Annotated in this window: 27 protein-coding genes; 14 read left to right on the top strand and 13 right to left on the bottom strand. The window is 39.7% G+C overall.

Going from position 1 to position 26,916, the window contains the following annotated elements; translation table 11 throughout:
* Positions 1-96 precede the first annotated feature (96 nt).
* From IBX42_RS06105 to IBX42_RS06090, 4 genes are read left to right on the top strand one after another with little or no spacing between them, the layout of a single operon-like run.
* Positions 97-1,176, top strand: coding sequence for a sensor domain-containing diguanylate cyclase (locus tag IBX42_RS06105; protein WP_294930356.1), 1,080 nt, complete (start codon positions 97-99; stop codon positions 1,174-1,176).
* A complete protein-coding gene (locus tag IBX42_RS06100; RefSeq protein WP_294930354.1) occupies positions 1,176-2,267 on the top strand; it encodes an aminotransferase class I/II-fold pyridoxal phosphate-dependent enzyme in 1,092 nt (363 codons plus the stop codon). Before IBX42_RS06105 ends, IBX42_RS06100 begins: the two co-directional genes overlap by 1 nt.
* Positions 2,267-2,956: an ATP-binding cassette domain-containing protein gene (locus tag IBX42_RS06095; protein WP_294930351.1), complete on the top strand. Its 690-nt coding sequence runs from the start codon at positions 2,267-2,269 to the stop codon at positions 2,954-2,956. Before IBX42_RS06100 ends, IBX42_RS06095 begins: the two co-directional genes overlap by 1 nt.
* Positions 2,953-4,953 (top strand): PBP1A family penicillin-binding protein, encoded by a 2,001-nt coding sequence (locus IBX42_RS06090; protein WP_294930348.1) that lies wholly within the window; start codon positions 2,953-2,955, stop codon positions 4,951-4,953. The genes IBX42_RS06095 and IBX42_RS06090 overlap by 4 nt, the downstream gene beginning before the upstream one ends.
* Here IBX42_RS06090 and IBX42_RS06085 read toward each other — a convergent pair.
* The 11 genes from IBX42_RS06085 to pstC form a co-directional block, all read right to left on the bottom strand.
* Positions 4,950-5,372 carry a hypothetical protein gene (locus IBX42_RS06085; protein ID WP_294930345.1) on the bottom strand — a complete coding sequence of 141 codons (423 nt, stop codon included), beginning with the start codon at positions 5,370-5,372 and terminating at the stop codon, positions 4,950-4,952. The two genes, IBX42_RS06090 and IBX42_RS06085, sit on opposite strands and share 4 nt — an antisense overlap.
* Before the next feature lie 118 nt (positions 5,373-5,490).
* Positions 5,491-6,291, bottom strand: a complete 801-nt coding sequence (locus IBX42_RS06080) for a thrombospondin type 3 repeat-containing protein (RefSeq protein WP_294930342.1) — start codon at positions 6,289-6,291, stop codon at positions 5,491-5,493.
* Positions 6,292-6,345: 54 nt separating this feature from the next.
* Complete coding sequence (locus IBX42_RS06075; protein ID WP_294930340.1) at positions 6,346-6,750, bottom strand: hypothetical protein; 405 nt, start codon at positions 6,748-6,750, stop codon at positions 6,346-6,348.
* A gap of 68 nt (positions 6,751-6,818) precedes the next feature.
* Positions 6,819-7,874, bottom strand: a complete 1,056-nt coding sequence (locus tag IBX42_RS06070; RefSeq protein WP_294930337.1) for a HAMP domain-containing sensor histidine kinase — start codon at positions 7,872-7,874, stop codon at positions 6,819-6,821.
* Entirely contained in the window at positions 7,867-8,499 is a 633-nt protein-coding gene (locus tag IBX42_RS06065; protein WP_294930334.1) for a response regulator transcription factor, read from the bottom strand. The genes IBX42_RS06070 and IBX42_RS06065 overlap by 8 nt, the downstream gene beginning before the upstream one ends.
* A 106-nt stretch (positions 8,500-8,605) precedes the next feature.
* On the bottom strand, positions 8,606-10,264 hold the full coding sequence (leuA, locus tag IBX42_RS06060; RefSeq protein ID WP_294930331.1) for a 2-isopropylmalate synthase: 1,659 nt from the start codon (positions 10,262-10,264) through the stop codon (positions 8,606-8,608).
* A 143-nt stretch (positions 10,265-10,407) separates the two neighbouring features.
* Positions 10,408-11,838, bottom strand: coding sequence for a type I glutamate--ammonia ligase (glnA, locus tag IBX42_RS06055; RefSeq protein WP_294930327.1), 1,431 nt, complete (start codon positions 11,836-11,838; stop codon positions 10,408-10,410).
* Between the two features lie 278 nt (positions 11,839-12,116).
* Positions 12,117-12,788 (bottom strand): PhoU domain-containing protein, encoded by a 672-nt coding sequence (locus tag IBX42_RS06050; RefSeq protein WP_294930324.1) that lies wholly within the window; start codon positions 12,786-12,788, stop codon positions 12,117-12,119.
* Positions 12,789-12,804: 16 nt separating this feature from the next.
* A complete protein-coding gene (pstB, locus tag IBX42_RS06045) occupies positions 12,805-13,590 on the bottom strand; it encodes a phosphate ABC transporter ATP-binding protein PstB (protein ID WP_294930321.1) in 786 nt (261 codons plus the stop codon).
* A complete protein-coding gene (gene pstA, locus IBX42_RS06040) occupies positions 13,590-14,432 on the bottom strand; it encodes a phosphate ABC transporter permease PstA (RefSeq protein WP_294930318.1) in 843 nt (280 codons plus the stop codon). The genes pstB and pstA overlap by 1 nt, the downstream gene beginning before the upstream one ends.
* Positions 14,429-15,289 (bottom strand): phosphate ABC transporter permease subunit PstC, encoded by an 861-nt coding sequence (pstC, locus tag IBX42_RS06035; RefSeq protein WP_294930315.1) that lies wholly within the window; start codon positions 15,287-15,289, stop codon positions 14,429-14,431. The genes pstA and pstC overlap by 4 nt, the downstream gene beginning before the upstream one ends.
* Positions 15,290-15,497: 208 nt before the next feature.
* On the opposite strand from pstC, the gene IBX42_RS06030 reads away from it, so the two are divergent.
* From IBX42_RS06030 to IBX42_RS06010, 5 genes are all read left to right on the top strand, one after another.
* On the top strand, positions 15,498-17,057 hold the full coding sequence (locus tag IBX42_RS06030) for a PAS domain-containing sensor histidine kinase (protein ID WP_294930312.1): 1,560 nt from the start codon (positions 15,498-15,500) through the stop codon (positions 17,055-17,057).
* A complete protein-coding gene (locus IBX42_RS06025) occupies positions 17,057-17,422 on the top strand; it encodes a response regulator (RefSeq protein ID WP_294930309.1) in 366 nt (121 codons plus the stop codon). The genes IBX42_RS06030 and IBX42_RS06025 overlap by 1 nt, the downstream gene beginning before the upstream one ends.
* A gap of 18 nt (positions 17,423-17,440) precedes the next feature.
* Positions 17,441-18,502: a two-component system response regulator gene (locus IBX42_RS06020; RefSeq protein WP_294930305.1), complete on the top strand. Its 1,062-nt coding sequence runs from the start codon at positions 17,441-17,443 to the stop codon at positions 18,500-18,502.
* A 34-nt stretch (positions 18,503-18,536) separates the two neighbouring features.
* The gene (ppk2, locus tag IBX42_RS06015) at positions 18,537-19,412 is read left to right on the top strand and encodes a polyphosphate kinase 2 (protein WP_294930303.1); all 876 of its coding nucleotides are present in this window, start codon (positions 18,537-18,539) and stop codon (positions 19,410-19,412) included.
* A gap of 88 nt (positions 19,413-19,500) precedes the next feature.
* Complete coding sequence (locus IBX42_RS06010; protein ID WP_294930300.1) at positions 19,501-19,845, top strand: hypothetical protein; 345 nt, start codon at positions 19,501-19,503, stop codon at positions 19,843-19,845.
* Positions 19,846-19,878: 33 nt separating this feature from the next.
* On the opposite strand, the gene IBX42_RS06005 is transcribed toward IBX42_RS06010, so the two are convergent.
* Positions 19,879-21,057: an outer membrane beta-barrel protein gene (locus tag IBX42_RS06005; protein ID WP_294930296.1), complete on the bottom strand. Its 1,179-nt coding sequence runs from the start codon at positions 21,055-21,057 to the stop codon at positions 19,879-19,881.
* 92 nt (positions 21,058-21,149) lie between these two features.
* Positions 21,150-22,700 carry an Ig-like domain-containing protein gene (locus IBX42_RS06000; RefSeq protein WP_294930293.1) on the bottom strand — a complete coding sequence of 517 codons (1,551 nt, stop codon included), beginning with the start codon at positions 22,698-22,700 and terminating at the stop codon, positions 21,150-21,152.
* A gap of 329 nt (positions 22,701-23,029) precedes the next feature.
* Here IBX42_RS06000 and gspG point away from each other — a divergent pair, with 329 nt between their 5' ends.
* From gspG to IBX42_RS05975, 5 genes are read left to right on the top strand one after another with little or no spacing between them, the layout of a single operon-like run.
* A complete protein-coding gene (gene gspG, locus IBX42_RS05995) occupies positions 23,030-23,464 on the top strand; it encodes a type II secretion system major pseudopilin GspG (RefSeq protein ID WP_294930291.1) in 435 nt (144 codons plus the stop codon).
* Positions 23,465-23,494: 30 nt separating this feature from the next.
* Entirely contained in the window at positions 23,495-24,025 is a 531-nt protein-coding gene (locus tag IBX42_RS05990; protein WP_294930288.1) for a prepilin-type N-terminal cleavage/methylation domain-containing protein, read from the top strand.
* The gene (locus IBX42_RS05985) at positions 24,022-25,236 is read left to right on the top strand and encodes a type II secretion system F family protein (protein WP_294930285.1); all 1,215 of its coding nucleotides are present in this window, start codon (positions 24,022-24,024) and stop codon (positions 25,234-25,236) included. The genes IBX42_RS05990 and IBX42_RS05985 overlap by 4 nt, the downstream gene beginning before the upstream one ends.
* 6 nt (positions 25,237-25,242) lie before the next feature.
* Entirely contained in the window at positions 25,243-26,166 is a 924-nt protein-coding gene (locus IBX42_RS05980; RefSeq protein ID WP_294930282.1) for a hypothetical protein, read from the top strand.
* Complete coding sequence (locus IBX42_RS05975; protein WP_294930279.1) at positions 26,150-26,881, top strand: hypothetical protein; 732 nt, start codon at positions 26,150-26,152, stop codon at positions 26,879-26,881. Before IBX42_RS05980 ends, IBX42_RS05975 begins: the two co-directional genes overlap by 17 nt.
* Positions 26,882-26,916: the final 35 nt, after the last annotated feature.

Below are 26,916 nucleotides of genomic sequence, written 5' to 3'. Positions count from 1 at the left end.
ACACTACGAAGCACAACTCAAGAATTGCTTGGATTTAGGTGCGAAAGTTGAGTAAATAAAAAAATTGTTAAAATAAATAAAAAAAGGTTTACTATTTTGAGATTAAACAGATTTACCATAGTCAGTATTATTGTTATAGCGATGCTGCTTTTGAGCGGGTGGTTCTATATAGATTTTGTGGAAGATTCCATGCGTGCGCTAAAAATCTCTAAGGATGATTTTAATTTTTTTGTCTATAAGTGGTTCAGTATCGCTCTTATTCTCTCCATGATTGTTGCCGTAACTTTAAGCAATTATATCTATAACAAAAACAACAAACAAAGAATGTACTACAAAAATATCATAGATTCATCTTCAAATATAGTTGTAGTAGTAGATAAAAATAATATAGTTAATGTGAACAAAACGTTTTTTAAATATTTTTACAAATATAAAACGCTTGAAGAGTTTAAAAAAGAGCATAGTTCGATATCTGATTTTTTTGTAGAGGAGGAGGGGTATGTACAAAGAGAGACTGAGGGTAAAAATTGGCTTGAGTCTGTTATTGAAAATCCAAAAAATAATCAAGTCAAGATTGTTTATGACGCAAAGGAGTACTACTTTACAGTAGGCGTTTCGCTTATATCTGAAGAAGATGGACACTATAGCGCTATATTTTCAGATATAACAAAAGAGAAGCTTTATCAACAGGAGCTTGAACATACTAATATAACAGACCCTCTTACAAAGATAAAAAACAGATACTACTACAATGTGCAGATTAAAAAAGAGAGCTCCAATGCTAACCGCTACTTTTACCCGCTCTCGCTCGTTATCTTTGATATTGACCATTTTAAAAAGATAAACGATAGCTGTGGGCATGATGTCGGTGACGCTGTTTTAATAGAGTATACAAAACTTATATCTTCGCACCTAAGAGACGGCGATATATTTTGCAGAATAGGGGGAGAGGAGTTTGCTTTTATTCTTCCTTATATTAATAAATCCGATGCCTATAAAATATCCGATAAAATCAGAGCCAAAGTGGAGGCGCATAAGAAGATTTTTGCAATCACCATGAGCTTCGGAGTAACGGAGTATATAAAAGGCGAGGATTTGGAAGTGACGTTTAAGCGAGCAGACAAGGCACTTTATGAGGCGAAAAATGCAGGCAGAAACAAGGTTGTGGTTCGATAATGTACTATGAGAGTGAGTTGCGTGCACTAAAAAAAGCTAAAAGATATAGAAAAAGGGAAGTTTACGATAGCTCTCTTTTGGATTTTGCTTCAAACGACTATCTCGGTCTTGCTCACAACAGAGAGCTTCATGAGAGCACCTGCAAAACGCTCTCAAAAATGTCTCTTCACAGCTCAAAAGCCTCACTCTTAGTAAACGGTTATCATCAAATCCACAAAGATTTTGAGGCAGCTTTATGCGAGGCAAACGGCTTTGAAGATGGGGTGATTTTAGGAAGCGGATTTAACGCAAATATTGCTCTTATAGAGTCTCTTGTGAGGCGAGGAGATACTCTTTTTATGGATGAGAAGTACCATGCTTCGGGGGTGCTTGCATCAAACATAAAGGGCGTAGATGTAAAGTTTTTTTCTCACAACAACATGCAAGAGCTTGAAAATCTTTTAAAATCATCGGATGCAAAGCGTAAAATAGTAGCCGTTGAGGGAATCTACTCTATGGACGGTGATTTGGTCGATAGAGCGGTTTTTGAGATTTGCGATAGATATGATGCCATTTTGATAGTAGATGAAGCACACAGCAGCGGCGTGGTAGGAGATAATCTTATGGGAGTGTTTGATTACTATAAAGTTGGGATAAAACCAAACTACATCAAGATGGGTACGCTAGGGAAAGCTTACGGGAGTTTTGGCGCTTTCATACTGGCTTCATCACATATAACTAAGTATCTTATAAATCGTGCAAAGCCTATTATTTACGCTACTTCGCTCTCTCTGTACGATACGCTTTTGGCGCATAACGCGCTTATGTATATTTTGCAAAACAGAGAGTCTCTAAAGAGCGAGGTAAAAAAGCGCCAAAATATTGTCTATGAGGAGCTTGGCATCAGAGTAGAGGGGCTTATTGTCCCAATCCCTATAAACGACAACAAGAGGGTTATTGAGATTAAAGAGAGTCTTAAAGAGAGAGGATTTGCCATCGGAGCAATTAGGCAACCGACGGTTGAGAGCGCTATCGTGCGATTGATAGCAAGGCTCGGCGAGAGTTGCGATAGCTTAAGAGAGTTGTGCAAAAATTTAGCTAAAATAAGATAATGAATATAACAAAACTGCGAATAAAAACTCCCACAAAAGAGTTGGTAGATATATCTTTTGAAATCTCATCCTCTTTAGCACTTGTAGGGCAGAGCGGAAGCGGCAAGAGCTTGACGATTAAAGCTCTTTTAAATATGCTTCCAAATAGCATGGAGATGGAACTTGAGCATGAGGGTAATTTTGAGCTTATTGCAGGGAAGACTCTGGCTTTTGTGCCTCAAAATCCATTTACGGCGCTCTCTCCTCTTACGAAGATAAAGAGTCAGTTTTTTGTTTCACAACAAAGAGTTAAAAAACTCTTTACTCAGGTCGGACTTGAGATGGAGCTGCTTGAGAGATTTCCTCCAGAGCTCTCAGGAGGGCAGCTTCAACGTGTTGTAATCGCTATGGCGCTTAGCAGTGAGCCGGAGCTTATTTTGCTTGATGAGCCTACTACGGCGCTTGATCCAAAGAGCAGAGTTTTGATTTTGAATCTTTTAAAATCTCTGCAGGCGGAGTTTGGTTTTAAGATACTTTTTGTGACACATGACATGAATTCTGCTAAAATTTTATGCGAAGATATCTGTGTTATTAAAAATGGAAAAGTTGTGGAGAGTGCAAAGATGCAAGATGTTCTACAAAATCCGCAGAACGAATATACAAAGGTTTTAATTGATGCAAATTTTGCAAACAGGAGTTTTAGAGTATGAAAATTTTTAAAAATATATTTTTCACACTCCTTATAATCGGGTTTATAACACCATTTTTGGTTTTGGGCTACTTTTTGGTTGGAGAAGATTATGATATATCTTCGCTAAAAGAGTACAAACCCTCTTTAACGACACGCTTTTATGATAAAAACGGCGAAAAAATAGCCAATATTTTTGAGGGCGAACATAGATATTACGCCGAGTTTAACGAGATTCCTCCAAGAGCTATAGAAGCACTTTTGGCTATAGAAGATACGACATTTTTTGAACATCCGGGCATAAATATAGATGCGATTTTTAGAGCAATCATCAAAGATATAAAAGCAGGAGGGTTGGTTGAGGGTGCCAGCACGATTACGCAGCAGCTTGTTAAAAACAAACTCCTAACCAGAGAGAAAAAGATATCAAGAAAGATAAAAGAGCTTATCTACGCTTTAAAAGTAGAGATGGCACTCACCAAAGAGGAGATTTTAGAGAGATACCTAAATGAGATCTACTTCGGGCACGGCTACTACGGAATCAAAACGGCGGCGGACGGCTATTTTCATAAAAAACTCGGTGATTTGACCCTAAAAGAGATGGCACTTTTGGTAGGTCTGCCAAAGGCACCAAGCACTTACGCTCCGACAAAAAATTATGAGATCTCTATGGGCAGGGCGAATCGTGTAATTGCCAGAATGTATGCACTTGGGTGGATTGATGAAGATACTTATAATGATGCACTGCTTGAATCGCCGCAGGTTTTTGACGATACTTTGACGCAAAACAGCGCACCTTTTATAGTTGATGAGGTTCTAAGAAGAGCGGTGGAGCTCGGTATAGGGGATATAAAAAGCGGCGGATACGAAATATATACGACAATAGATATGAGACTTCAAGCAGCGGCAAGAGATTCGCTCAAAAAAGCTTACGATATGTCTGTTAAGAGAGTTGAGGGTTATATTGAAAATGACAAGAGAAGAGGTGCCTCAAACCCTGATCTTGAACTCCAGCTCGATATAAACACATCTATTTTAAACGGTGCCCTTGTCTCTCTTGACTCAAAAACAGGGGATATTTTAGCGCTTGTAGGAAGTGTAGATTATCAAAAAAGCTCATATAACAGAGCGACACAAGGACGCCGTCAACCAGGCTCTGCATTTAAGCCTTTTGTGTATCAGGTAGCTATAGATCTGGGCTACTCGGGGGCAACGGAATTAATCGATATTTCTAGAACATATACATATGAAAAAAATGGCGAAGAGCTAAAGTGGCAGCCTAAAAATTATGAGAAGAACTACAGAGGACTTTTAACGCTTAGAGAGGCTCTTGTACACTCTAGAAACCTGGCTACTATAAACCTTGTAAATGATATAGGTCTTAGTGCACTTCTTAAGGAGTTTAGGAAGTTCGGTATAGCAAATCTTCCGCCAGACCTATCTATTGCGCTGGGGAGTATTACGCTCTCGCCTCTGGAGCTTGCAAAATACTATACATCTTTTGCAAACGGCGGTATACAGGTTGAGCCGCACCTTATTCGCTATATCGATAAAGGCACGACTACAATTTATGAAAAAGCTGAACGTACTCGTTTTATCACAGAAGAGACGCAGGCTTACATCATGACTACTATTCTTCAAGACGTTATAAAAAAAGGAACGGGAAGAAGGGCAAATGTCAAAGGGATAGAGCTTGCCGGAAAAACCGGAACTACAAATAACAATATAGATGGATGGTTCGCAGGATATTCTCCTACTATAGAGACTGTTGTCTGGTTTGGAAACGATGATAATACGCCGATGCACAGAAAAGAGACCGGCGGAAAAATAGCAGGACCTGCTTTTGCAATGTTTTATGAAGAGGTTCTGGGACTCTATCCGCAGATTCAAAGAAAATTTGAAAAGCCTGATGGAGTAATGGAAGTAAATATAAACGGAAATCCAGAGTTTTTCAGCGATATATCAAAACCGCCTCGAGTAGAAGCGGAAGTAAATTCCCAAGAGATGCTGCTTTTTTAATACTTATCTCGCACTATGTTGTGACAACGAAAGCATGCATGCTCTATGTAGGTGTAAGCTCTTTGTGACTCTTCACGACGAACTATGCCTGATTGGTTGTATTTGTTTTCAATTGCATCTAAAATTATTTGAACATTATGGCTTATGATTTGCGCACTCATAACCGCTTCATTTGCTTTATGTTTCTTGTTCTCTGGGAGCATAGCAGAGAAGTTCTCTTTGTTCCCCAATAAATCATGCGCATGTTGTGAAAAGCGCTTGATTGAATCTTCTACGCCCTTCTGGTCGCTGGCAATAAATGATTTTTGAACTTCGGCAAGCTCCACTCCAAGCTGCAACATGTTTGTTTTAAGATCGTAAGCATTAAGTGAGGTGAAAAGTAGAATTATCAAACTACCTACTACTGTTTTTTTTAACATAGCAGAACTCCTTATTTTGTTATGATTGATTGTAACATAATGTTTTTAGGGTTAGCCTTAAAAATTTTTAAAGAATAGAGAGTAAAATGGAAGTAAACTCACAAGAGATGCTGCTTTTTTAAAAGTAGTATCCCAGACGAAGCGTAAGTGAGTTTTCACTTGCGCTATCGCTTAAGCCATGCGAATAGCCAAATGTTGTGAACCAATTTGTGTCTATACTATAAAAAGAGTATAAAGAGAGTGTTTCTATCTCATCGGCATCTTTGTAGACGCTATCACTGATTGTGTAGTAGCCGCTTATATATAGGTTGCTAGAGGCATGAACTCCAGCACCTCCGCTATATGAGTGCGTATCTTGGTATGAGACTATCCCCAAAATATCATCATCGTTAACCATTGTGTAGCTGTACCCGCCAAAGAGGTTTATTTTTTCTACCATATAGCTAAAACTCGCACTCGCCACTACATCTATATTGTTGTTCTCAAGTTCTGTGTCATAGGTAGGAAGAAGAACTCCGCCGCCGACTCTAAGAGTCAGTTCATTTAATGGAGAGAGTTTGTAATATGCCCCGATAAATGTGTCATTTAGTCCGCTCTCTTCATCAGAGCTGTAATATGATGTACTGGCTTGAAGAGAGAAGTTTTGATAGTAGTAGTCTACCTGCAGGCTTTGGGTGAGTGTATCTGAGTTTTTAACCGTGGCATAATCTGCCTCGGAGAGACCAATACCGTAGATAATACTGAAGTGGTGTTCGTTGCCTAGCACTTTTATAGTGCACCCTTCTATGTCCACTAGCTCGTTAAAGGAGGTGTTTGGGCATTTGTCGATATTGTCCTCAACGCCGTCCATATCGTAGTCGCTGTACGCCAAGAGAGTAAGTGAAGTAGCCATTATGAGAATAAGTGCTTTTTTAAACATGTTTGTCCTTTTGTGGCACTTGTTAGTGCCGCTTTTAGTAAATTTTGTACTGCTCTATTTGTTCATAAATCTGTTTGGCGTACCGCTCATATCAGGCGTAACGCTTGGATTTTGTTGAATATACTGAGAGCCGATTTGATTTTGATTCATTCTTTGATCCTCTTGTCTCTCTCTAACTTCATCCATCTGATTTACGCGAACTCTCTCTCTGATTCTCTCTTTGGACTGTATCTGTTTATTTTGGGCATCCATACTTGAACGAAACTGCTCAATAGCCGCTTCTCTCTCCTCTTGACTTAGCGTGGACAGAGTTGTTTTAAACTCATTCATAAGTCTGACTCTCTCTTGCGGTGTCGCCGTTTTTAAAGCCTCAATTTGGGCATCCACTTCTACTTCTGCCAAGAGAAAGCTCAAACTTCCAAGCAGCATTAAAGCTACACTTAACTTTAGTGTTTTCATTTCTCAATCCTTTTGTTTTTGATGGTAAAAGTATCACATAAAAGTGTTAGTTCTTTATAAGCAAGAGATTAGCGAACTATTAGTTTGGAGAGATTTAAGGAAAAGTCGCTTCCGACTCCAAGCTCGCTTTTTACCTCTATTTTAATGCCTAGCTCCTCAGATAGTTTTCTTACTATGTGAAGACCGATTCCCAGACCTCTCTCCTGCTCTTTATAAAATCTCTCAAAAATACGTTTGGGATTTTTTATCCCTTTGCCGGTGTCTGTTATATGTAGAGTAGCGTTTTTATCATTGTAGCTTACTTTGACGAAACCATTAGCTCTGTTATATTTGGCTGCATTTGATAAAATATTCTCAATTATGCGCAAGAAGGCGTCTCTGTTGGTAAATATTTCCCTCTTAGTCATCTCCGCTTTAAACTCAATATCTGGGTAGTTTTTCTCAAGCATATAGATGTTTTTGTCAACTATCTCTTTAGCGTCAAACTTCTCTTTTTCCTCCAGATGGTTCTGCAGATATGCGCGCAGATGCTGCTGCAGGCCAAGGATGTTCTCCACGCTCTTCTCTATTCTCTTTATCTTTTCGTTATCTCCCATCTCTTTTTTAAGCATCGCACTGTTTAGCCTAAGGGATGAGAGCGGAGTGTTAAAATCATGAAGTATATCTTTTATAAACTCCTGTGTAAGAAGCAGGGCACTTCTTAGAGGGTAGAGCGCATAGACGGAGAAGAGCATGGAGAGGAGAAAAACTACAGCGAGAATTGCTAAAAAGCTGTAAAAAGCTTTTTCTTGCAGCTTTTGAAGCTCTACGCCGTAATTTTGTGAACTAAAACCAAGCTCCATTATATATTTTTGCGAGTTTGGAATAGGGTAGTAACTCTTTAAGCCCTCCTCGTTTTTGTAGAGCGTATAGAGCTTTTGGTTTTTTGGTTCTATAAACTCTATCTCAAATTTTTCACATTTTAAGTCAAAACTGCAGAGCCTCATCTCCGAGAAGAGCTGCTCGTTTAGTGTCTGAATCTCTTTTGTGTAGTTTATGTAAAAGAGCGTTGCGATTAGGATGCCAAGAGAGCCAAAAAAGAGCAAAAAGCTCTTTAAAAATGATTCAATCTCCGCTCTACTCAACTATATATCCTACCGAGCGGAGATTTTTAATATTAAGCCCAGTCGTCTGTTTCAGCTTTGTAAGTGCAACTCTAAGCGCAGACAAAGAGGGCTTCTCTAAGCAATCTAGCAGCATATCTTGAGTGATAACCTGAGAGATATTTCTTATAAAGAGGCTAAAGAGTCTCTCTTGAACCTCTCCGAGCGCTATCGTCTTTGCATCTTTTTTAAGAGTTTTTGTTTTGGGGTTGTACTCTAAATCTTTGTACTTTATGGTCGCATCAACGTTTGCAAATTTGGCATTTACTCTGATTAGAAGCTCTTCTGGAAAAAAGGGTTTTTTGATGTAGTCTTGTGCTCCTACGGCAAAAGCCTTTGAGATGGAGCCCAAATCAACAAGGGCGCTTATAAATATGGTCGGGGTTTTGTCATCCGCTTCTCTAAGGGATTTTAGAAGTTCAAGTCCATTGATGTCTGGAACGTTTATATCAAATATATAGAGATCAAATACATCCTCATAAGATGCATCTGCCGCTTCATCGCCGCTTCTTGCAAGAGTAACTGCATAACCCTCAGCCTCTAACAGTTCGACAAGGGTTTGACCCAAGATGGAGTCATCTTCTAAAAGCAGGATTCTTTTTTTCATACTCAATTATATTATAAAAGTGTTAGCGATATGTTTTTTTGTAAAGTTTTTGCATAAAAGGTGTGGTCGGTGAAGCTAAAAGAAGTAGTTCTTTTAGCTTTAAAATCTAATGAAAAGCTCTATTTAATGCACAAAAGAGTGCTTTGACAGAAGCCGTAGCTATGTCGTTGTCAGAGCCTACTCCAAAGCAGGAGAGGGTCTCTTCTGTTTCTATCTCTATGTAAGCGATAGCTTTTGCAGAGCTTTTGTTTCCAAGAGAGTGCTCATAGTATGAGTTTATACTAAACTCGTTTTTATACTCTTTCATAAGAGCATCTTTGCACGCATCCACGGGTCCGTTGCCCTCTCCATCCGCTACAATCTCTATGCCGTCATGGAAGTATGTTAGCGTACACTTTGAGATGCCCCTTACGCTAGAGACCGTAAAATCTACCAGTGAGATATGCTCTTTTACTCTGAAGTAGTTCTCATTAAAAATCTCAAAAAGCTCCTCAGCGGTGAGCTCTTGCCCTTTTTTATCGCTTACCTCTTGCACAAGCTTGCCAACTTCGGGGTGCATCGCTTTTGGAAGCTGATATCCGAAATTTTTCTCCAGTATATAGGCAACTCCGCCTTTGCCCGATTGCGAATTGATGCGGATAATGCTCTCATAGCTTCTTCCCACATCCTCAGGGTCTATTGGCAGATAAGGAACTTCCCAAAAGATCTCATTGTGAACTTTTCTGTAAGCTAAGCCTTTGTTGATGGCATCTTGGTGTGAGCCTGAAAATGCCGTATATACAAGTTCTCCGACATAAGGGTGACGCACATGAGTCTCTATCTCCGTGCATCTCTCAACGATTTCTAAGACCTCATTTACATCGCTAAAGTCAAGGTTTGACTCTACTCCCTGCGTTGTCATGTTAAGTGCAAGAGTAATTATGTCCACATTTCCCGTTCTCTCGCCGTTGCACAAAAGTGTGCCTTCTACTCTGTCCGCTCCAGCTAAAAGTGCCAACTCCGTTGCGGCTACGCTTGTTCCTCGGTCGTTATGTGTATGCGTTGAGATAATGACATTTTCGCGGTTATGCAAATGTCGGTTCATCCACTCAATTTGGTCGGCATAAACATTTGGGGTCGACATCTCCACCGTTGCAGGAAGGTTGATAATAACTTTTCTGTTGCTGCCAATACCCCATCTTGCCGTTACCGCGTTGGATATCTCTGCGGCAAACTCAAGCTCTGTTCCCGTAAAACTCTCGGGCGAATACTCTAAAAATATCTCTCCGTCATGCTTCTTCTCATACTTTTTGACCAAATCAACACCCTCTAGTGCAAGAGCGATAATCTCCTCTTTTGATTTTTGAAAAACAATCTTTCTTTGAGCGGTCGATGTCGAGTTGTAAAGATGCACGGTAGCTTTTTTTACGCCCTTAAGCGCTTCAAAAGTCTTGGCAATAAGGTGCTCTCTTGCTTGAACCAAGACTTGAATTGTCACATCATCAGGAATAAGAGACTCATCTACAAGGTGGCGTAAAAAATCAAACTCCACCTTAGAAGCGGATGGAAAACCAACCTCAATCTCCTTAAATCCGATTTTGAGTAAGAGTGCAAAGAGAGATAGTTTTTTGTTCATGTCCATAGGGTTGATAAGTGCTTGATTTCCGTCGCGTAAATCAACGCTGCACCACGCAGGAGCTTCTGTTATTGTATTCTCAGGCCACTTTCTTTGAGGCAAATCTATCTTCGGATAGGGGCGATATTTTCCCTGTGGAATATTTTTCATAATATATCTTTAAACTTGAATTTCAACAATGCACTCTTGTATACAATTATTGTAATGCGAATTATAGCAAATTTTGGTTAGTTGATTGTTTTAAAAGAGAAGGTAATCCCGCAAAAAAGCGGGATATAAAGTTTAAAAGCCGATTAACACTGGTATGTAGTTTTAAACTCATAAGCAGTAGGACGACCCTCATCAGGCCAAACGTCTCTTTGAAATCTGTAGTCTTTGTATGCACTGATAAATTCTTGCGAAAATACAGGTTTTAAGAAGTCATTGTTACGGATAAGCGACTCTAGTGAACCGCGAAGCGTATGAGGCATTTGAGGTATGCCTTTTTCACGTATCTCATCTAAAGTAAGTTCAAATAAATCCTCATCCATCGGACCGACTGGGATATCTTTGTTTTTTATACCGTCAAGTCCAGCCATTATCATAGCTGAGAATGCTAAGTATGGACATGCAGTCGAGTCTGGAAATCTCATCTCAACACGAGTTGATTTCTCACCCGAACCGTAAGGAATACGGCAAGATGCAGAACGGTTTTGCATAGAGTATGTCAAAATTGAAGGAGCTTCAAATCCTGGGATAAGTCTCTTGTAAGAGTTTGTCGTCGGGTTTGTAAATGCTGCAAGCGAGCGAGCATGTTTGAATATACCGCCGATATAGTGAAGCGCCATTTCGCTTATGTTAGCGTAGTTTCCTTTCTCATAGAAAAGGTTTTTGCCATCTTTCCAGAGTGATTGGTGTACGTGCATACCGTTACCGTTGTCGCCAAATATAGGTTTTGGCATAAATGTAGCAGTTTTGCCGTTTAGGTGCGCTACCATTTTTATAACATATTTTAGTTTTTGAACATTATCAGCTGCCGTAATCATGTCTGAAAATACGATACCGATTTCGCCTTGACCCTGAGCAACTTCATGATGTCCAAGAATTACCTCTAGACCGACTTGCTCTAAAACCAGCATCATTTCAGCTCTTAAGTCAACCATGCTGTCAGTTGGAGCTACAGGGAAGTAACCGCCCTTCTTTCCCGGTCTGTGACCTGAATTGTACATGTCTGAGTAGCTTGTGTTTGAGTTCCACTCACCCTCTTCAGTGTCAATCTTGTATCCCGCTTCATTAGGGTTGTCGACAAATTGGATATTGTCAAAAACAAAGAACTCATTTTCAGGTCCAAAATATGCAGCGTCTGCAATACCTAAAGATTCAGCATGTTTCAGCGCAGCTTTTGCGATAGAGCGCGGGCATCTCTCATACATGCGATGTTTATATATGTCATAAACGTCACAAAATACGATGACGGTAGGGTCTGCAGTAAAAGGATCCAAAAATGCCGTAGGAACATCTGCTTTTAAAATCATGTCAGATTTGTTAATCGGCTGCCATGCATCAATAGATGAGCCGTCAAACGGGAAACCGTTTTCTAGTATCTCTCTTGTTACTGCACTCGTGCGGTAGCTTACATGGTGCCAAGTGCCTTTGATGTCCGTAAATCTTAAGTCTACAAACTGAACATCATTTTCTTCGCAAAAAGTAAAAAACTCTTCTATATTATTTACAAATTTTCCCATTACTTCTGTCTCCTAAATTTTATAAATAACAGTATATCCAATTTATTTTTTTAAAAAAAAGAATAATTGCTTAAATTTTAAGCAATTATGATATTTTTCTCTCCTTTCTGAAAGACAGGAGTAGCTTTTAGGTATGCTAACCAATGGCATACTCCATGGTAAGGGGGTTGTAGGGACACATGTCCCTGCCACTAAAACGGACGAGTTCGTTTTCTAAAGAAACATTTTCACTTCGTGAAAACCGCATTAGCTTGTTTTAGTGCGTAACATTAGTAGAATCACTTAAAAAGTTTTATTTCTCCGCCTTGATGTGCATACATCATGAGATTTGCAATATTAACACTTCTGTCGCATGATCTCTCTAGTTTTCTAAGGCTTCCGAGTATTTTTACATAGTCGATTGAGAGCTCTTTTTCATCAATGATTTTATTTAGTATCTCTTTTTCTAAAACTGCAAAAAGATCATCGTTCATGCTCTCTTCAACAAGAACTTTTCTGTAGTTGTCTTCATAGTTACAATCCTCTTTTTTATCAAAACACTCTAAGATATATTTTAGAGCATTTACGCTGCTTTTATGAAGAAGCAGGATGCTAGGCTTGAAAGGTTCAATATCACATTCGCAATTGGTATGCTCACTCATTCTGCGGGCATATTTTTTCACACCCTCGCCAATACGGATGATTTCATTGGTCATCTTTAGGTAGGCTACTAAAAATCTAAGCTCTTTTGCTTCGGGTCCATAGAGTGCGAATGTTTTTATAATCTCGTTATCGATATCATCGCCCTTTAAGCCGATCTTACCAAGGTTCTTCTCTACCTCTTTAAATTTAGCGGTATCGGATAATTTAAAAGCTTCTAAAGAGAGCTCATCAGCAGAGGTTATGTCGCCTAAAAGCTGAGATATCTTCTCTCTTATGGTATTTATTTTTGTATCATATTTTGTTAACATATTTGTCCTTTTATTATCAACCGAATTTTCCGGTAATATACTCTTCAGTTAGTCTCTCTTTTGGTGTAACAAAAATCTCTTCGGTACGACCCAGCTCCACGAGTTCACCCAAATACATAAATCCCGTATAGTCACTTACACGTGCGGCTTGCTGCATGTTATGGGTAACTATAATTATGGAAACCCTCTTTCTTAGCTCAACGACCAGTTCTTCAATTCCCGCCGTAGAAATCGGGTCAAGCGCTGAAGTCGGCTCATCAAAAAGAAGCACTTCAGGTTCAACCGCAATAGCTCTTGCGATGCAGAGCCGCTGTTGTTGCCCGCCTGAGAGTCCATTTGCGTCATGTCTTAGTCTCTCTTTTGCTTCTTGCCAAATGGCTGCATCTTGAAGCGCTTTTTCTACTCTGTCTTGAAGTTCTGTTTTGTTTTTTAGCCCTTGAAGCCTAAGTCCGTAAGCAACATTGTCAAATATGCTCATAGGAAATGCAGTAGGTTTTTGAAAAATCATCCCAATCTGGGTTCTAAGTTTTATAAGATCCTCTTTTGGGCCCAAGATATTTTTCTCTTTAAAGAGAATCTCTCCGTCGTATTTGTTGCCAGGATAGAGATCGTGCATACGGTTGAAACTTCTAAGAAGTGTTGTTTTACCGCATCCTGAGGGTCCTATGAGCGCAGTTATGCTATGTTTTGCAATAGGCATAGTCAGTTTTTTTATATTTGGCTCATCCGCACCTGCGTATGTAAATTCAAAGTTTTTAACTTCAAGCGCCTTCTCTGTGGCTATATCGACAATAGTCGCCATTATTTACCCCTTTTTTTCAATAAAAATAGTCGTCCGAGTATGTTGAGCGTTAAAATAAACATACTTAGTATAAAAGCAGCCGCCCACCCAAGTTTCTGCCAATCCTCATACGGACTTGTTGCATAGTTGTACATGGTAACCGTTAATGAAGCCATCGGCTGGCTCATATCGGTGTTTAAGAAGTTATCGTTAAACGACGTAAAGAGCAGAGGAGCAGTCTCTCCCGCAACACGGGCAACTCCAAGTAAAACTCCTGTTAAAACACCTGCTTTTGCACCGCGGTAAACAACTTGAATAATCACTTTATACTTAGGCGCTCCAAGTGCAAAAGCAGCCTCTCTTAGAGTAGAGGGAACAAGATGAAGCATGTCATCGGTTGTTCTTAAAATAATAGGCAGCATTATAATCATAAGCGCAATAGAGCCCGCCCAACCGCTAAATTGTCCACTCGGAGCGACAACTATTGCATAAACAAAAGCACCGATAACGATGGAAGGTGCAGACATCATGATGTCAGAGATGTCACGGATGGTTTCTGCAAGTTTTGACTTAAGACCGTATTCGCTCAGGTATGTTCCCGCCAATATTCCGAGTGGAACGCCAAAAAGCGATGCGTAAGAGACAAGAAGAAGCTGCCCAATGAGAGCATGTTTTAATCCGCCGTTTTCATTGCCCGGAGGTGCTCCTTCGTTGAGAAAAATGGTAGCACTTAGCGCATCAACACCGTTTATAACCAAGACGCTGAGAATCCAGAGTAAAAAGCCTATCCCGATGACTGCTGAGAGAGTGGAGAGAACCATGATTATTTTGTTTGTTACGATTCTTTTTTGAGTGTGAGTCATTGTCCAATCCTTTTTCTGCGCAAAAAGTAAAATTTGGCTATCGAGATAATCGTAAAACTTATAACCAATAGTAGAAGCGATAACTCAAACAACGACGAATAGTAAAGTCCGCTGTCTGCTTCTGCAAACTCATTCGCCAATGTTACGGGAATCGACGTTGCGGGCTGTGTTAAATCTGCCGAGATTTTATGGACGTTACCCATTACGAATGTTACTGCCATGGTTTCGCCGATTGCACGCCCGAGCGCTAAAATAAACGAACCGATAATCCCGGCTTTAGCGTATGGGATGATGATATCTTTGACGACATCCCATTTTGTTCCGCCAAGTGCGTAAGCCGACTCTTTAAGAATGTCTGGCGTCGTGTTCATGGCATCACGAGTAACTGCTGCCATAAATGGAAGTATCATAATGGAGAGAACGATTCCCGCCGTTAACATGCTGATGCCGATACCGCCAAATATATCGCGGATAATAGGAACAAAGTAAAAAAGCCCCCACATGCCGTAAATGACGGATGGAATTGCGGCTAAAAGCTCTATGGAGACGCCTACGGGTGTTTTAATCTTTGCATGTGCGATTTCGCTCAGAAATATGGCAACACCGATAGCTAAAGGAACAGCCAAAATCATGGCTAAAAAGGTTGAAACAACGGAACCGTAGATAGCAGGAAGCGCTCCAAACTTCTCTAAATTCGGCGCCCATTTTGTCTCGGTTAAAAAACTAAATCCGAAGGCTTCTATGGATTCAAGCGAGTGTTCAAAAAGTACGGTAAAAATCCAAGCAACAAGAAGCAATACGCCGATGGCTATAAATTTTGCTGCATTTGCAAAAACTTTATCTATTATATTACTCAACAGCACTCTCCCGTAAAAATTTAAGTCCGGAATTCTATGCAATGTTGATTACAAAAAGGTTACGAAATGGTTACCAAAGATGTAAGTGTTTATGATATTTAGTGCTTGTTTTTATTTTATTTGGTATATCATTATAACGAATTGTAATTTAAGTTGAATTTTATATAATATTTAAAAAATTGTGTGTCGAAAAGAGGATAAAAGAGCAATGGAATACTCAGAGAGCATCATTAACACTGTGCGAGAACCATTAATTGTTTTAGACCAAGACCTTAGAGTAGTTGCAGCCAGCCGCTCCTTTTATGAAGTTTTCAAGGTTTCGCCGGAGGATACTATTGGAGAGCTTATTTATGATTTGGGAAATAAGCAGTGGGATATACCCAAACTCAGAGAACTGCTAGAGACCGTTCTTCCCAAAAAAACCACTTTTGACAACTATGAAGTCGAGCATAAGTTTACAACAATCGGCAGACGCATTATGCTTTTAAATGCCAGACAGATTAAGCAAGCCAGAGGCAAAAAAAAGATTATTCTTTTGGCAATCGAGGATATTACCGAGCGTAAAGAGATAGAGGCCGGACTGGAAAAGACAAGAAAAGAACTTGAAGTTATTAAAAAAACTGCAGATGAAGCCAGTGAGTTTGTCAATAGCATCATTAATACCGTACGGGAACCATTAGTCGTTTTAGACCAAGACCTTAGAGTGGTTACAGCCAGCCGCTCCTTTTATGAAGTTTTCAAGGTTTCGCCGGAGGATACTATTGGAGAGCTTATTTATGATTTGGGAAATAAGCAGTGGGATATACCCAAACTCAGAGAACTGCTAGAGACCGTTCTTCCCAAAAAAACCACTTTTGACAACTATGAAGTCGAGCATAAGTTTACAACAATCGGCAGACGCATTATGCTTTTAAATGCCAGACAGATTAAGCAAGCCAGAGGCAAAAAGAAAATTATTCTTCTGGCAATCGAGGATATTACCGAGCGTAAAGAGATAGAAGCCGGACTTGAAAAAGCTCATGAAGAGTTGACAGAGTTGGCAAGTGAGTTAAAGCGCGCTGCCAAGGTAAAATCAGAGTTTTTATCAAACATGTCCCACGAACTCAGAACCCCTCTCAACTCGATTAACGGTTTTTCTGAAGTGCTTTACGATGAGACGTTTGGCCCGCTTAATGAGAAACAGAAGCAGTATGTTAATAATGTGTTGGTTAGCGGTAAACATCTTCTTGCGCTGATAAACCAGATACTTGATATGGCAAAAGTTGAAGCCGGAAAAATGACTCTCTCGTTGTCCACTATCTCTATGTCTACTATACTTAATGAAATCTCAATGTTAGTTACAGATTTGGTTCATAAAAAAAAGCTTAACATGTTGCTTGAAATTGATGACGACCTGCCAAATATTGAAGCGGACGAGCTTAAGGTAAAGGAGATACTCTATAATCTACTCTCCAATGCGATTAAATTCACACCGGAGGGTGGTAAAATCGGAGTTCGGGCGAAGAGGGTCGGCAAAGAGATAGAGGCGGTAATCTGGGATACGGGAATTGGTATTGCATCTGAGAATATGGAAAAAATATTTGAAGGTTTTTTTCGTGTTGATACTCCCTATTCTCGTGTTACGGAGGGAACCGGTCTCGGCTTGCCACTCTCCAAAAAGCTAGTTGAGCTGCATGGCGGCAAATTTACCGTAGAATCAGAGGGAGTCAACAAAGGCACTTTGGTGCGATTTACTCTGCCTATCAAAAGAGTAAAAGGAGATGTGTGATGAAAAATAGAGTCGTTGTTGTTGATGATAATGCAAACAATTTAATGTTAGAAAAAGATCTTTTAGAGGTTGCAGGCTTTGAGGTTTTTGAAGCTATGAATGGCGCTGACAGTATTGCTATGATTAGAAAAGAGAAGCCTGATGTTATTATTATGGATGTACGACTTCCGGATATGAACGGTACAGAGGTCGTCAAAATATTACGTCAAGATAAAGATACAAGCGATATTCCGGTTGTTTTTGTTACTGCTTCGGTTTTGGAGAAAGAGAGAAGAGAGATAATAGCCATTTTAAACAGCGGGTATATATCTAAGCCGATAGATACGCGCACATTTGCGAAAGAGATTAGCAAATTTATTAAGTAAGTTTAGAGGAAACAGAGCATGCAGAAGAACCCTTTGATTTTAATTGTTGATGATTTGCCTCAAAATATAGAGCTGCTCGAAGCCTATCTTGCTCCGCAGGGTTATGAAATACTCACGGCATCAAGCGGCGCAGAAGCGTTAGAGAAGCTTGCTTCTCATCAGGTAGATTTAATTTTACTTGATGTTATGATGCCTGAGATGGATGGTTTTGAAGTTGCCAGAAGGGTGAGACAAAATGAAACAATGCGATTATTGCCGATAATTCTGGTTACCGCCCTGCATGAGACTGAGGATAGAGTGAGGGGAATTGAAGCCGGCTGTGATGACTTTATCTCCAAGCCGGTTGAGAAGAGTGAGCTTGTGGCAAGGGTTCGTTCTCTGCTTAAAGTTAAGGCATACAATGACCTGCTAAGTAATTACCAAAAAGAGCTTGAGAGTGAAGTGGCTAAGAAAACAAAGGAGATAAAGCGTGCGCTAAAAAAGCTAAAGGAAGCTTCTCTAGAGACGATTCATAGGCTCTCTCTGGCTGCGGAGTACAAAGATGAAGAGACCGGCGCACATATCGTGCGTATGAGCCACTATTGTGCAGCAATTGCCCGTCAAATGGGATTGGACGAACATACGGTTGAGACTATTCTTTATGCCGCAGCTATGCATGATATTGGAAAAATTGGAACACTGGATAAAGTATTGCTAAAACCTGCCAAGCTTGATGCTTCAGAGTGGGAAATTATGAAGCAACATGCACACATCGGCGCAGAAATTCTCAAAGATTCTGATGCTGAGTTCATTAAAATGGGAGAGATTATAGCTCGCTCGCATCACGAAAAATTTGATGGAAGCGGCTACCCTGATGGCTTAAAAGGAACTCAGATACCGATTGCCGGTCGCATTGCCGCCGTTGCCGATGTATTTGATGCATTAATCTCCAAACGACCTTATAAGGAAGCGTTTTCGGTAGAAAAATCACTCTCCATCATCAAAGAGGGAAGAGGCGGGCACTTTGATCCGGAAGTGGTAGATGCTTTTTTTGCCATACAAGAGGAGATACTTGCCATTAAAAAACAGTATAGTGATTAAAATAATAATTAATATAGTTATGTAAAGGAGTTTTATGAAAGATAAAAGAAAAGCTGATACCGACAGAAGAAAAGCAGATAAAGACAGAAGAGAGAAGAGTAAAGAGGGTAGAGTCCGTATATGGGTAAAAGAGGAGACTCTTATATATGAAGATAAACTAAACAGGCTTCAAATTGAGCTTTTAAAGTTTCAAAATCATGTAAAAGAGCAGGGGCTTAAGGTTGTTATGATTTTTGAGGGGCGTGATGCGGCCGGCAAGGGCGGAACTATTAAGAGAATCATAGAGCATCTCAATCCGAGGGGTGCTAGAGTCGTAGCTCTCTCAAAACCAAGCGACCAAGAGAGAACTCAGTGGTATTTTCAAAGATATGTGGCGCATCTTCCATCTGCGGGCGAGATAGTCTTTTTTGACAGAAGCTGGTATAACAGAGCTATGGTAGAGCCTGTTATGGGGTTTTGCAGCGAGAGGGAGCATCACAGATTTTTAAAGGATGCCCCGCAGTTTGAGAAGATGATAGCAGATGAGGAGATAAAGATTTTCAAGTTTTACTTCTCAGTCTCAAAAGAGGAGCAGGCTAGAAGATTTGCAAAAAGAGAGCAAGACCCTCTAAAGCAGTATAAATTTTCCGAGGTAGATGCCAAAGCTCAAGAACTCTGGGACGCGTATGCTCTTGCTAAGTATATGATGTTAAGTGCCACGCATACAGAGATTGCACCATGGACGGTGGTAAAGAGTGACAACAAGAAAAAAGCGAGGATAAATACCATAAAACACATCTTGAATTTTGTAGAGTACCCTGATAAAATAGACGCAAATGAGATAGAAGTGGACAAAGATATAATCATATTTGGAAGAGATGAGACGATTGCTATGGAGGGACAGTTTAAGTTTCCATCCGATAGTGAATAGTTTAGCGCTCAAACACTGGATGTAATGATGTATTAATTTGATATAATAGTAAAGTAAGAGATTACAAACAAAGATATGAGGAGTTGTTATGAGTAGATTAAAAATAATAGGCAGTGTCGTTGTTGCAATGGCGGTTTTTGCTGGATGTGCTGCAAAAGAGCCTACAAAAGGTGATTTTATGCGTATGCATGCGGCAGATCAAAAAGAGATAGCTGAGGATTGGGACAAGGGTTCAGCACTAAAGCAATCAGGTGAGAAGTTAGTCAAGCATGGTGAAAAACTGATTAAGTCAGGAGAGAAAGACATTGCGACCGGTAAAGAGGAGATTGAAAAAGGAAATCAAGAAATCATTGAGGGAACAAGACTCTCCGATGAGAGTGAACGTATTTTTCACGAAAAATATCCAGAGTTAAGACTCGAGACTATTAAATAGAGGTAAGGGTATATTTTACCCTCACTACCTCAACTATTCGTGAACTATTTTAAGTACAACTCTCATGTTAGCTTTTGCTGCTTTTGAGTAAACATCACTTTCTGGATTTGCCTCATATTGTGCAGGTCTTGTCTCTCCATAACCAACAGTAGAAATCTTATTTGCCGGTAAAATCTTCTCTTGTACTAAAAAGTCTTTAACAGACTGCGCTCTTTCTTCGCTCAACTTTTGGTTGTACTCTTTTGTACCGCTTTTAGATGCATAACCTGCAACGATCATTCTAATGTTAGAGTTATCTTTTAGTTGCTCGAGGTCTTTTTTAAGTGCTCTCTTTGCCTCTTGATTAAGTTCAGACTTGTCAAATTCAAAATTAATCTCCTCAAAAACAAGAGCCATTGGTTTCTTTTTCTCTATGCACCCTTTTATCTTCTCCTTAGCATCCAGATCACATACAAGAATAACTTCTTCCTCTGTTTCCGCTACTACCATAACAGGAACAACTACTACTTCTTTTTCTGCAACTGGAGCAATTACTTCTTCTTCCTTCTCTGCAACAGGAGCACTCTCTTTTGTTGCGCCAAATCTATATGTAAGACCGATTGAGAAAAGGTCTATATCTCCATCATTACCTACTGCATCGTTGATTCTATAGCGTTCTGCCTCTAGGCGTACTGCTACTGCGTCAGTTATTGCGTATTGAAGTCCGGCTCCGAACTTGTAGTTGAAATCACTCTCTTTAGCATTTTCTGGTATGGAGAGGCTTCCGCTAAAAGAGTCTTTTGCTTTAGCATAAATTACTCCCACTCTACCAAATGCCGAGAAATCTTCTGTAATAGGTAAAATACCGACCGCATCAAGGTTTAGACCTATGATATCGATATCACCTGCTGCTGTTCCTGTCCCTGTGGTTAGAGAGTAGTCAAACTTTCCAAGATCAAAATAACCGCCCTCTAGAGCAAAGTTTTTGTTAAAAAGGTAGCCTCCAAAAAGCTTGTAACCAAAGTCACTCTCATCATCACTGTATGATGGGTTTGTTAAATTTTTGGTAATCTCACCCTCATCTACATTTGCAGTTGACATACCGATGTTAGCACCAATATACCAGCCTGAATTGTTCTCCGTGGTTGTCGTCTGGGCAAACAACGGGTTGGCTAGAGTTGCCAACAGTAAAAAACTAGCTGTTTTTGTAGCTCTTATAACTGTAGTTCTCATTTTTTCTCCTATAAAGTCTTAAATTCTTATTTATATATCTTGATACAAACCTTAGGAATATTCCTAAGATTCGTATCTACTTTGTATGCTTTTTACTCACACGTTCCAGGTGCAGATGCGTGTCCAGGTACTGAAACATGGTTAGAGTCAAATACAAATAAACCATCCGTAAAAGCTCCGGCAAACAGTCTGCCGCATGAGCTAGCACCCGTAACCATCGTAATATCTCTATATGCAAGTATGTTGCCGTTCCAGACAGTATTTGTTTGGAGTGTTGCATCAGATCCTGCTTGCCAATAGACATTTGATGCTTTAGCGCCGCCTGCTAATAGTATACGGGCACCAACAGCCGTACCAACAGTTGATGCTGATTGGAAAACAAAGGTAGCATCAGGGTCACCCTGTGCATCAAGCGTCAGGTCACCAGTTATGAGAATTGATGTGATTGATGTATATACGCCTGTGTAGAAGAGGTTGTCTCCCTCAACTAGCGGGTCTCCTATTGGAGCACCTAAAGTGGTTCCGGCTGCTATTGCAGTTCCTCCGGGCATATTTGCAGGAGTAATACTGAGATAGGCTGCACGTAAATCATCCGTAACAGGTTGTGCAGTTATTGCATCTGGATAAAGTGGTGTAACTACTGTTCCATTAATTGATGGAGCAAAACCGCCACAAAGACCAAAACCAGGACCATCAGTAAATAAAATCTGAACACCGTTACATGTAGCGGTTGGATTCAACACAGCATCTCCATCTATAACTGTATTAGGCGCGGTGCCAGTGTTTGTTACTCCTGCCGTAGAAGCAATCCCAAAAGGTGCAGCTAGCCCGAAGTCCACCAATTCTACCGTTACGTTTGCATCTGCTGTTACAAAAGTCCAATTGTAATCAAGTAGCATTGTGTTGCCTGCCAAATCTGTTACCGTATTTTTAATATTTGCCGTGTAATTGGTATCTGGCGCTAAAACAGAAGTTGGCTTAAATGAAGCAATTTTATTAATTACAGAGTAGGATACATTCCCATCTACACTATTCGTGCTGTTAGTTTCAATCAGAGTAAAAACTCCTGCTGCTGTGACAGAGAGAGCCTTCATCGGCTCACTAAAGGTTGCAGTAACTATTTTTGTCGATAATACGCCTGTAGCACCATTTCTTGGGCTGGTTGAGAGAACAGTAGGAGGTGTTTCGTCGGCAGATGATCCCGTCGTAAATGTCCAAACATAATCGTTTGCGAGCGCAACGCCGTTGGTGTCTTTGGCAGCGGTAGTAATGGTAGCAGTATAGAGCGTATCTTGACTTAGGTTTGCATCAAGAGTAAGATCTGCCACTCTATTTGCATAATCAACTGTTCCTGTTACAGTCGAATTACCGTCTAAGAGTGTAAAACTAGTGTCGGTTATTGTTGTGTTGTCCATTGCCACACTAAATTCTGCTGTGATATGCTTAAGATTATAAGAGACATTACTCTCATTATTCAGAGGCGTTACAGCAATTACTTTAGGGGCAACTACTGTAGGGACCAAGCTTGTTTCGCTAACAGATTGTCCGAGAATCGGATCTTCTGAACCACATCCAATAACGAACATACTCACAAGTATTGGTACAAACCAAACTATAATTTTTTTACGAGCGTCTTTAAACATTTTATCTCCTTTTATAGCAATCTAATATTTTAGACTTGCACTAACCCTATAATACTCTTTTATTTCTCGTTTCAACACAGATTCTAATAAATGCCAACAATTGAGCTAAAATAGGCAGCATTTTAGCTCTTTAAAAGTTGTTTTTTAGCGCTTCTTTTTAAGTTTTAAATACCATTTTTATCTAAATCTCTCTAGTTTAATGAAGCATTCCATATAAAAAACTTGCAAAAAATAAGCTTTTTACAGTATTCTACAGTTAATGAAAGAGATGATTAGGGAGTATTGGAGAGCCAATATAAAATAGAAGTTGAAATTAAAGGTAATTTTGTATGAGTAGTATCCGTTTTAGAAAAGCTTTTTCTCTTATAGAGCTTATGATAGTTATCGTTATTTTAGGACTGTTGGCTGCTATAGTTATGCCAAGTCTTGTCGGCAAAGGCGAAGAGGCAAAAAGAAATCTTGTTTGTGTTCAAATGAAGAGCATCTACAACGGCGCTCTTGATATGTTTAAAGTGAACAATAGCATCTACCCGTCTACAGAAGAGGGGTTGGAAGCACTTGCAAAAAATCCCGACGAGGATAAGTACCCAAATTATGCGCCTAGCGGCTACTTTAAGGATGCAAGATTGCCAAAAGATTCATGGGGAAATGAGTTCATCTATATAAATGATGATTCAAAAGTAGAGATTATCTCTCTTGGAGCGGACAAAAAAGAGGGCGGCAAGGATGAAGCTGCCGACATAAAAATGAGTGAGTGTAAGTAAGATATATTTCATGTTAAAAGGTAATCTTTTATGAGAAAGGCCTTTTCTCTTATAGAGCTGCTTATTGTCGTCATCATCATAGGTGTTGTTTACAATCTGGCGGTCGGAAGTTTTGAGAAGATTGCAAAGCCTCAAAGTCAAAAGGTAACGCTTCAAGAGCTCAAGGGCTTTTTGACTAAGATTGAGTATGAAAAGGAGATAAAACTTCTCTGCTTGGATGACTGCAGCCGTTGCAATCTTTTTGTAGACGGCGAAGTTGTCGAAGGTTTTGAGGAAGTTTTTGAGGATTTTTTGGACATAAGTGTAGAAGTATATCGGTACGACCCGCTATTAGGTGTTGTAGAGTATCAACAAGAGCTCTATTTTGATAGAAACGATGTTGAGCAGAGAGTCTGCTTCTCGTACGCTATGGGCAGAGACAGGATTGGGGAGCAAATTTTGGTAAAGTTTAAAGAGAAAGTTTATGATTTTTCCGCTTATTCCAATGAAGTCATGCTTTACAACTCGCTTGAAGAGTTTATAGAGTCCAAAGAGAAGCTCTATAATAAGGTCATGAGATGATATATCGTTTTGTAGGCATCCAGGAGAACGGCAAAAAAATAAGAGACAAGATAGAAGCCTCCTCTTTTGAAGAAGCAAAAAGCAAGCTTAGAGCAAGAAAAATCATCTATGAAACACTAAGCGAAGAGCCAAAAGCTATTTTTGAGAACTTTTCATTTAGCCCAAAATATAAGATTCCTCCAAAAGAGCTCTCTTTGCTCTCTCGCGAACTCTCAATGTATATAAAATCCGGCATAAGTATCGTCGCGGCACTAAAAATCATTCAAACACACTATGCGCAAAATAAAAAAATGAAACTCTTTTTGGCGACTGTAAGTACGCATCTGGATGAGGGAAAAGATTTTTATACCGCTCTTGAGACCCAAAGCATTGTCCTGTTGCCCCAATTTTACAAAGAGTCAATCAGGGTGAGTCAAAGTAGCGGAATACTCGATGAAGTGCTTTTGGAGCTCTCACGCTTTTTAAAAGAGCAGGAGAGAATCCGCAAAGAGATCAAAGGAGCTTTCGCATACCCATCTTTTATGATTGTCGTATCTTTGCTTATGATATCTTTTATGCTCTCTTTCGTTGTGCCGCAGATCACAGGCATATTTGAGAGCATGAATCAAGAACTTCCCGCACCGACAAGGTTTGTCATAGCACTGGGTGATTTTTTCAGCACTCATTTCAGTACGATATTATTTGGTATAGTTGCCTTTAGCGCACTTTTTGTGCTACTTAGAGCGAAAAATGAGAGATTTGCCTACTTTATCGATGCAACTATTTTAAAGCTTCCTCTCCTTGGAGAGATAGCGCAAAAAAGCGAGCTTGCTAGGTTTGCTTACATAGGTTCGCTCCTTGTGCGCTCGGGAGTCCCATTTGTGCAGACAATAAATCTAAGTGCAAATATTTTAAACAATTTGGTTTTAAAAAAACTTTTTATGCAGGCATCAAAGATGGTTGTTGAGGGAAAAGAGCTCTCCTCTGCCCTAAATGCGTCATCTATTAAGATTGATTATGCATTTATACAATCCATTGCAGTCGGTGAAGAGACTTCACAACTGCAAAATGTTTTAACAAATGTCTCCGAGCTCTATTTTGAAGAGAATAGAGACAAGATAAGCACTCTTTTGACACTCCTTGAGCCTTCTCTTATGCTCTTTGTAGGCGGAACTATCGGTTTTATAGTTGCTGCTATGCTTTTACCTATATTTTCCATGAGCATAGGGTAGTTTGAAATGAAAACGACAAGAAAAAATGCAATTGCGCTTTTGGTGACTATCTTTTTTATTATGGCGATAACCATCGGCATCGGCATTGGTCTTGGCGCGATGAAGAGTGCTTCGCAAGATGCCCAGAGCGAAAAGTTTATGTTTCAAACGGCGATTGTTTTAGATGATGTTTTGTCTATTTTAAATAGTTCTCAAGAGATAGATGCTCTTAGTGATGCAAATGCCACCGAGACATTTGCTCTTTTTTTGAGCCAAACGCAATTTATTCCTGTCGAGATTGAAGATATGAAGGTTTTGATTCAAATAGGGAGTGCAAGAGGGCGTTTTAACATCAATTCGCTTCAAGATGAGAGCGCAAAGCTTCATGTTCAAAGAGCGGAGTATTTAGGTGCGTATCTTAAAAGATTTAGAGTACAAGAGGAGTATATTGATTTTTTAAGAGATGGCATAAGCGGCATTAAAGAAGATGCATCCTACCACACAAGACTCTTTTACGATGCGCCCTACATGTACCGAGACTATATCGCATCACAGCAGCATTTAGAGCAGATAAATGAGGCATATAGACGCCAACATCGCGATACGAGCCTAAAAAATGCAGACTTGAAAACTCTTTTTTCATTTAACAAAGAGAAAAAAACAAAGATAGACCTTAACTATGCAACACCCGCTACCTGGATGTTAATGCTCGGTATTGATGAGGCAAGCGCACTCTCACTGGCGCAAAAATCGAATCTTTATGAAAGTTATGAAGATCTGCCCATAAGCGATGAGAGAAAAGTAGTGCTTCAGGAGGTTTTTGACACAACTTTTTTTGAACCTTTTATAGAGGTTCAAGTGGCTATTGTGCAGGGTAACAAAAGTGCAAAGATACTCTTTGAATATGATTTGAAAAATAAAAAAGGATCAAATTTTGTTTACGAAATATAGTAAAAAAAGAGAGACGCTCTTTTTGGAGCCGTCTTTAGAGCCATCCTTAGAACTTAAGAGTACAGAGCAAAAAATCAACATTATTCTCTCGCCATCATTTTACTGGGTAAAGAAGATTTCTCTGCCTCTAAAGCATGTTCGAGATGTCAAAAAGCTGCTCCCTTCCATTTTTGAAGAGATTTTGCCCAAGGGAAATTATAGCTACGCCGTTTATAAAGAAGAGGGTTATTTTTTAGCATTTGCTTATGAAGACAAGAAAATCTTGGAGTTTCTTGCCAAAAATGGAATCTCCGGCGCGCATATTGCAAATATCTGTTTTGCGCAAACATTTTTCAGTGAGACAGATTTGCCTCTTCTTATCAACAAAGAGCGGGCGCTGGTCATGCAAGATGGCATTGTGCTAATGGTTCCATCCTCTTGGCAGACAAGCGCAAAAGAGTTTTATATAGACGACAGAGCCTTTCCAAAGCAGACTATCGTGCTTGAAAAATTTAACTATATAGTAGATAAAAAAAAGATTTACCGGATTGGGTCGATTCTGATTTTTATTGCACTTTTGCTCGGCGTTGAACTCTTTATGGTGCAGCAAAACAGAGATGAAATTTTACTCGCAAAAGAGAGCCTCTTTAGCAAGCATAATCTAAAACCCACGATGATGCAAAATGAATCTATGGTCAAAAAATATAGTGCTTTGCACACGGCTGATTCATTCTAAAAGACAACAAAGTTTTTTAATATTTCCTCCAAGCA

This window comes from Sulfurimonas sp., from assembly GCF_014859695.1.
In the GTDB taxonomy this organism is placed as follows: domain Bacteria; phylum Campylobacterota; class Campylobacteria; order Campylobacterales; family Sulfurimonadaceae; genus Sulfurimonas.
The sequence above is the reverse complement of the archived record's forward strand: the minus strand, read 5'-3'. Positions and strand labels throughout refer to the sequence as shown.

Bases quoted from the DNA above. Each gene is read 5' to 3' on its own strand.
- IBX42_RS06025 (WP_294930309.1), top strand. From the start codon at position 17,057: ATGAAAAATAGAGTCGTTGTTGTTGATGATAATGCAAACAATTTAATG.
- IBX42_RS05985 (WP_294930285.1), top strand. From the start codon at position 24,022: ATGATATATCGTTTTGTAGGCATCCAGGAGAACGGCAAAAAAATAAGA.
- IBX42_RS06095 (WP_294930351.1), top strand. From the start codon at position 2,267: ATGAATATAACAAAACTGCGAATAAAAACTCCCACAAAAGAGTTGGTA.
- IBX42_RS06000 (WP_294930293.1), bottom strand. From the start codon at position 22,700: ATGTTTAAAGACGCTCGTAAAAAAATTATAGTTTGGTTTGTACCAATA.
- IBX42_RS06085 (WP_294930345.1), bottom strand. From the start codon at position 5,372: ATGTTAAAAAAAACAGTAGTAGGTAGTTTGATAATTCTACTTTTCACC.
- IBX42_RS06010 (WP_294930300.1), top strand. From the start codon at position 19,501: ATGAGTAGATTAAAAATAATAGGCAGTGTCGTTGTTGCAATGGCGGTT.
- IBX42_RS05980 (WP_294930282.1), top strand. From the start codon at position 25,243: ATGAAAACGACAAGAAAAAATGCAATTGCGCTTTTGGTGACTATCTTT.
- IBX42_RS06100 (WP_294930354.1), top strand. From the start codon at position 1,176: ATGTACTATGAGAGTGAGTTGCGTGCACTAAAAAAAGCTAAAAGATAT.
- IBX42_RS05990 (WP_294930288.1), top strand. From the start codon at position 23,495: ATGAGAAAGGCCTTTTCTCTTATAGAGCTGCTTATTGTCGTCATCATC.
- pstA (WP_294930318.1), bottom strand. From the start codon at position 14,432: ATGACTCACACTCAAAAAAGAATCGTAACAAACAAAATAATCATGGTT.
- IBX42_RS06050 (WP_294930324.1), bottom strand. From the start codon at position 12,788: ATGTTAACAAAATATGATACAAAAATAAATACCATAAGAGAGAAGATA.
- IBX42_RS06005 (WP_294930296.1), bottom strand. From the start codon at position 21,057: ATGAGAACTACAGTTATAAGAGCTACAAAAACAGCTAGTTTTTTACTG.
- IBX42_RS06090 (WP_294930348.1), top strand. From the start codon at position 2,953: ATGAAAATTTTTAAAAATATATTTTTCACACTCCTTATAATCGGGTTT.
- IBX42_RS06080 (WP_294930342.1), bottom strand. From the start codon at position 6,291: ATGTTTAAAAAAGCACTTATTCTCATAATGGCTACTTCACTTACTCTC.
- glnA (WP_294930327.1), bottom strand. From the start codon at position 11,838: ATGGGAAAATTTGTAAATAATATAGAAGAGTTTTTTACTTTTTGCGAA.
- IBX42_RS06030 (WP_294930312.1), top strand. From the start codon at position 15,498: ATGGAATACTCAGAGAGCATCATTAACACTGTGCGAGAACCATTAATT.
- IBX42_RS06065 (WP_294930334.1), bottom strand. From the start codon at position 8,499: ATGAAAAAAAGAATCCTGCTTTTAGAAGATGACTCCATCTTGGGTCAA.
- gspG (WP_294930291.1), top strand. From the start codon at position 23,030: ATGAGTAGTATCCGTTTTAGAAAAGCTTTTTCTCTTATAGAGCTTATG.
- leuA (WP_294930331.1), bottom strand. From the start codon at position 10,264: ATGAAAAATATTCCACAGGGAAAATATCGCCCCTATCCGAAGATAGAT.
- IBX42_RS06020 (WP_294930305.1), top strand. From the start codon at position 17,441: ATGCAGAAGAACCCTTTGATTTTAATTGTTGATGATTTGCCTCAAAAT.
- ppk2 (WP_294930303.1), top strand. From the start codon at position 18,537: ATGAAAGATAAAAGAAAAGCTGATACCGACAGAAGAAAAGCAGATAAA.
- IBX42_RS06075 (WP_294930340.1), bottom strand. From the start codon at position 6,750: ATGAAAACACTAAAGTTAAGTGTAGCTTTAATGCTGCTTGGAAGTTTG.
- pstB (WP_294930321.1), bottom strand. From the start codon at position 13,590: ATGGCGACTATTGTCGATATAGCCACAGAGAAGGCGCTTGAAGTTAAA.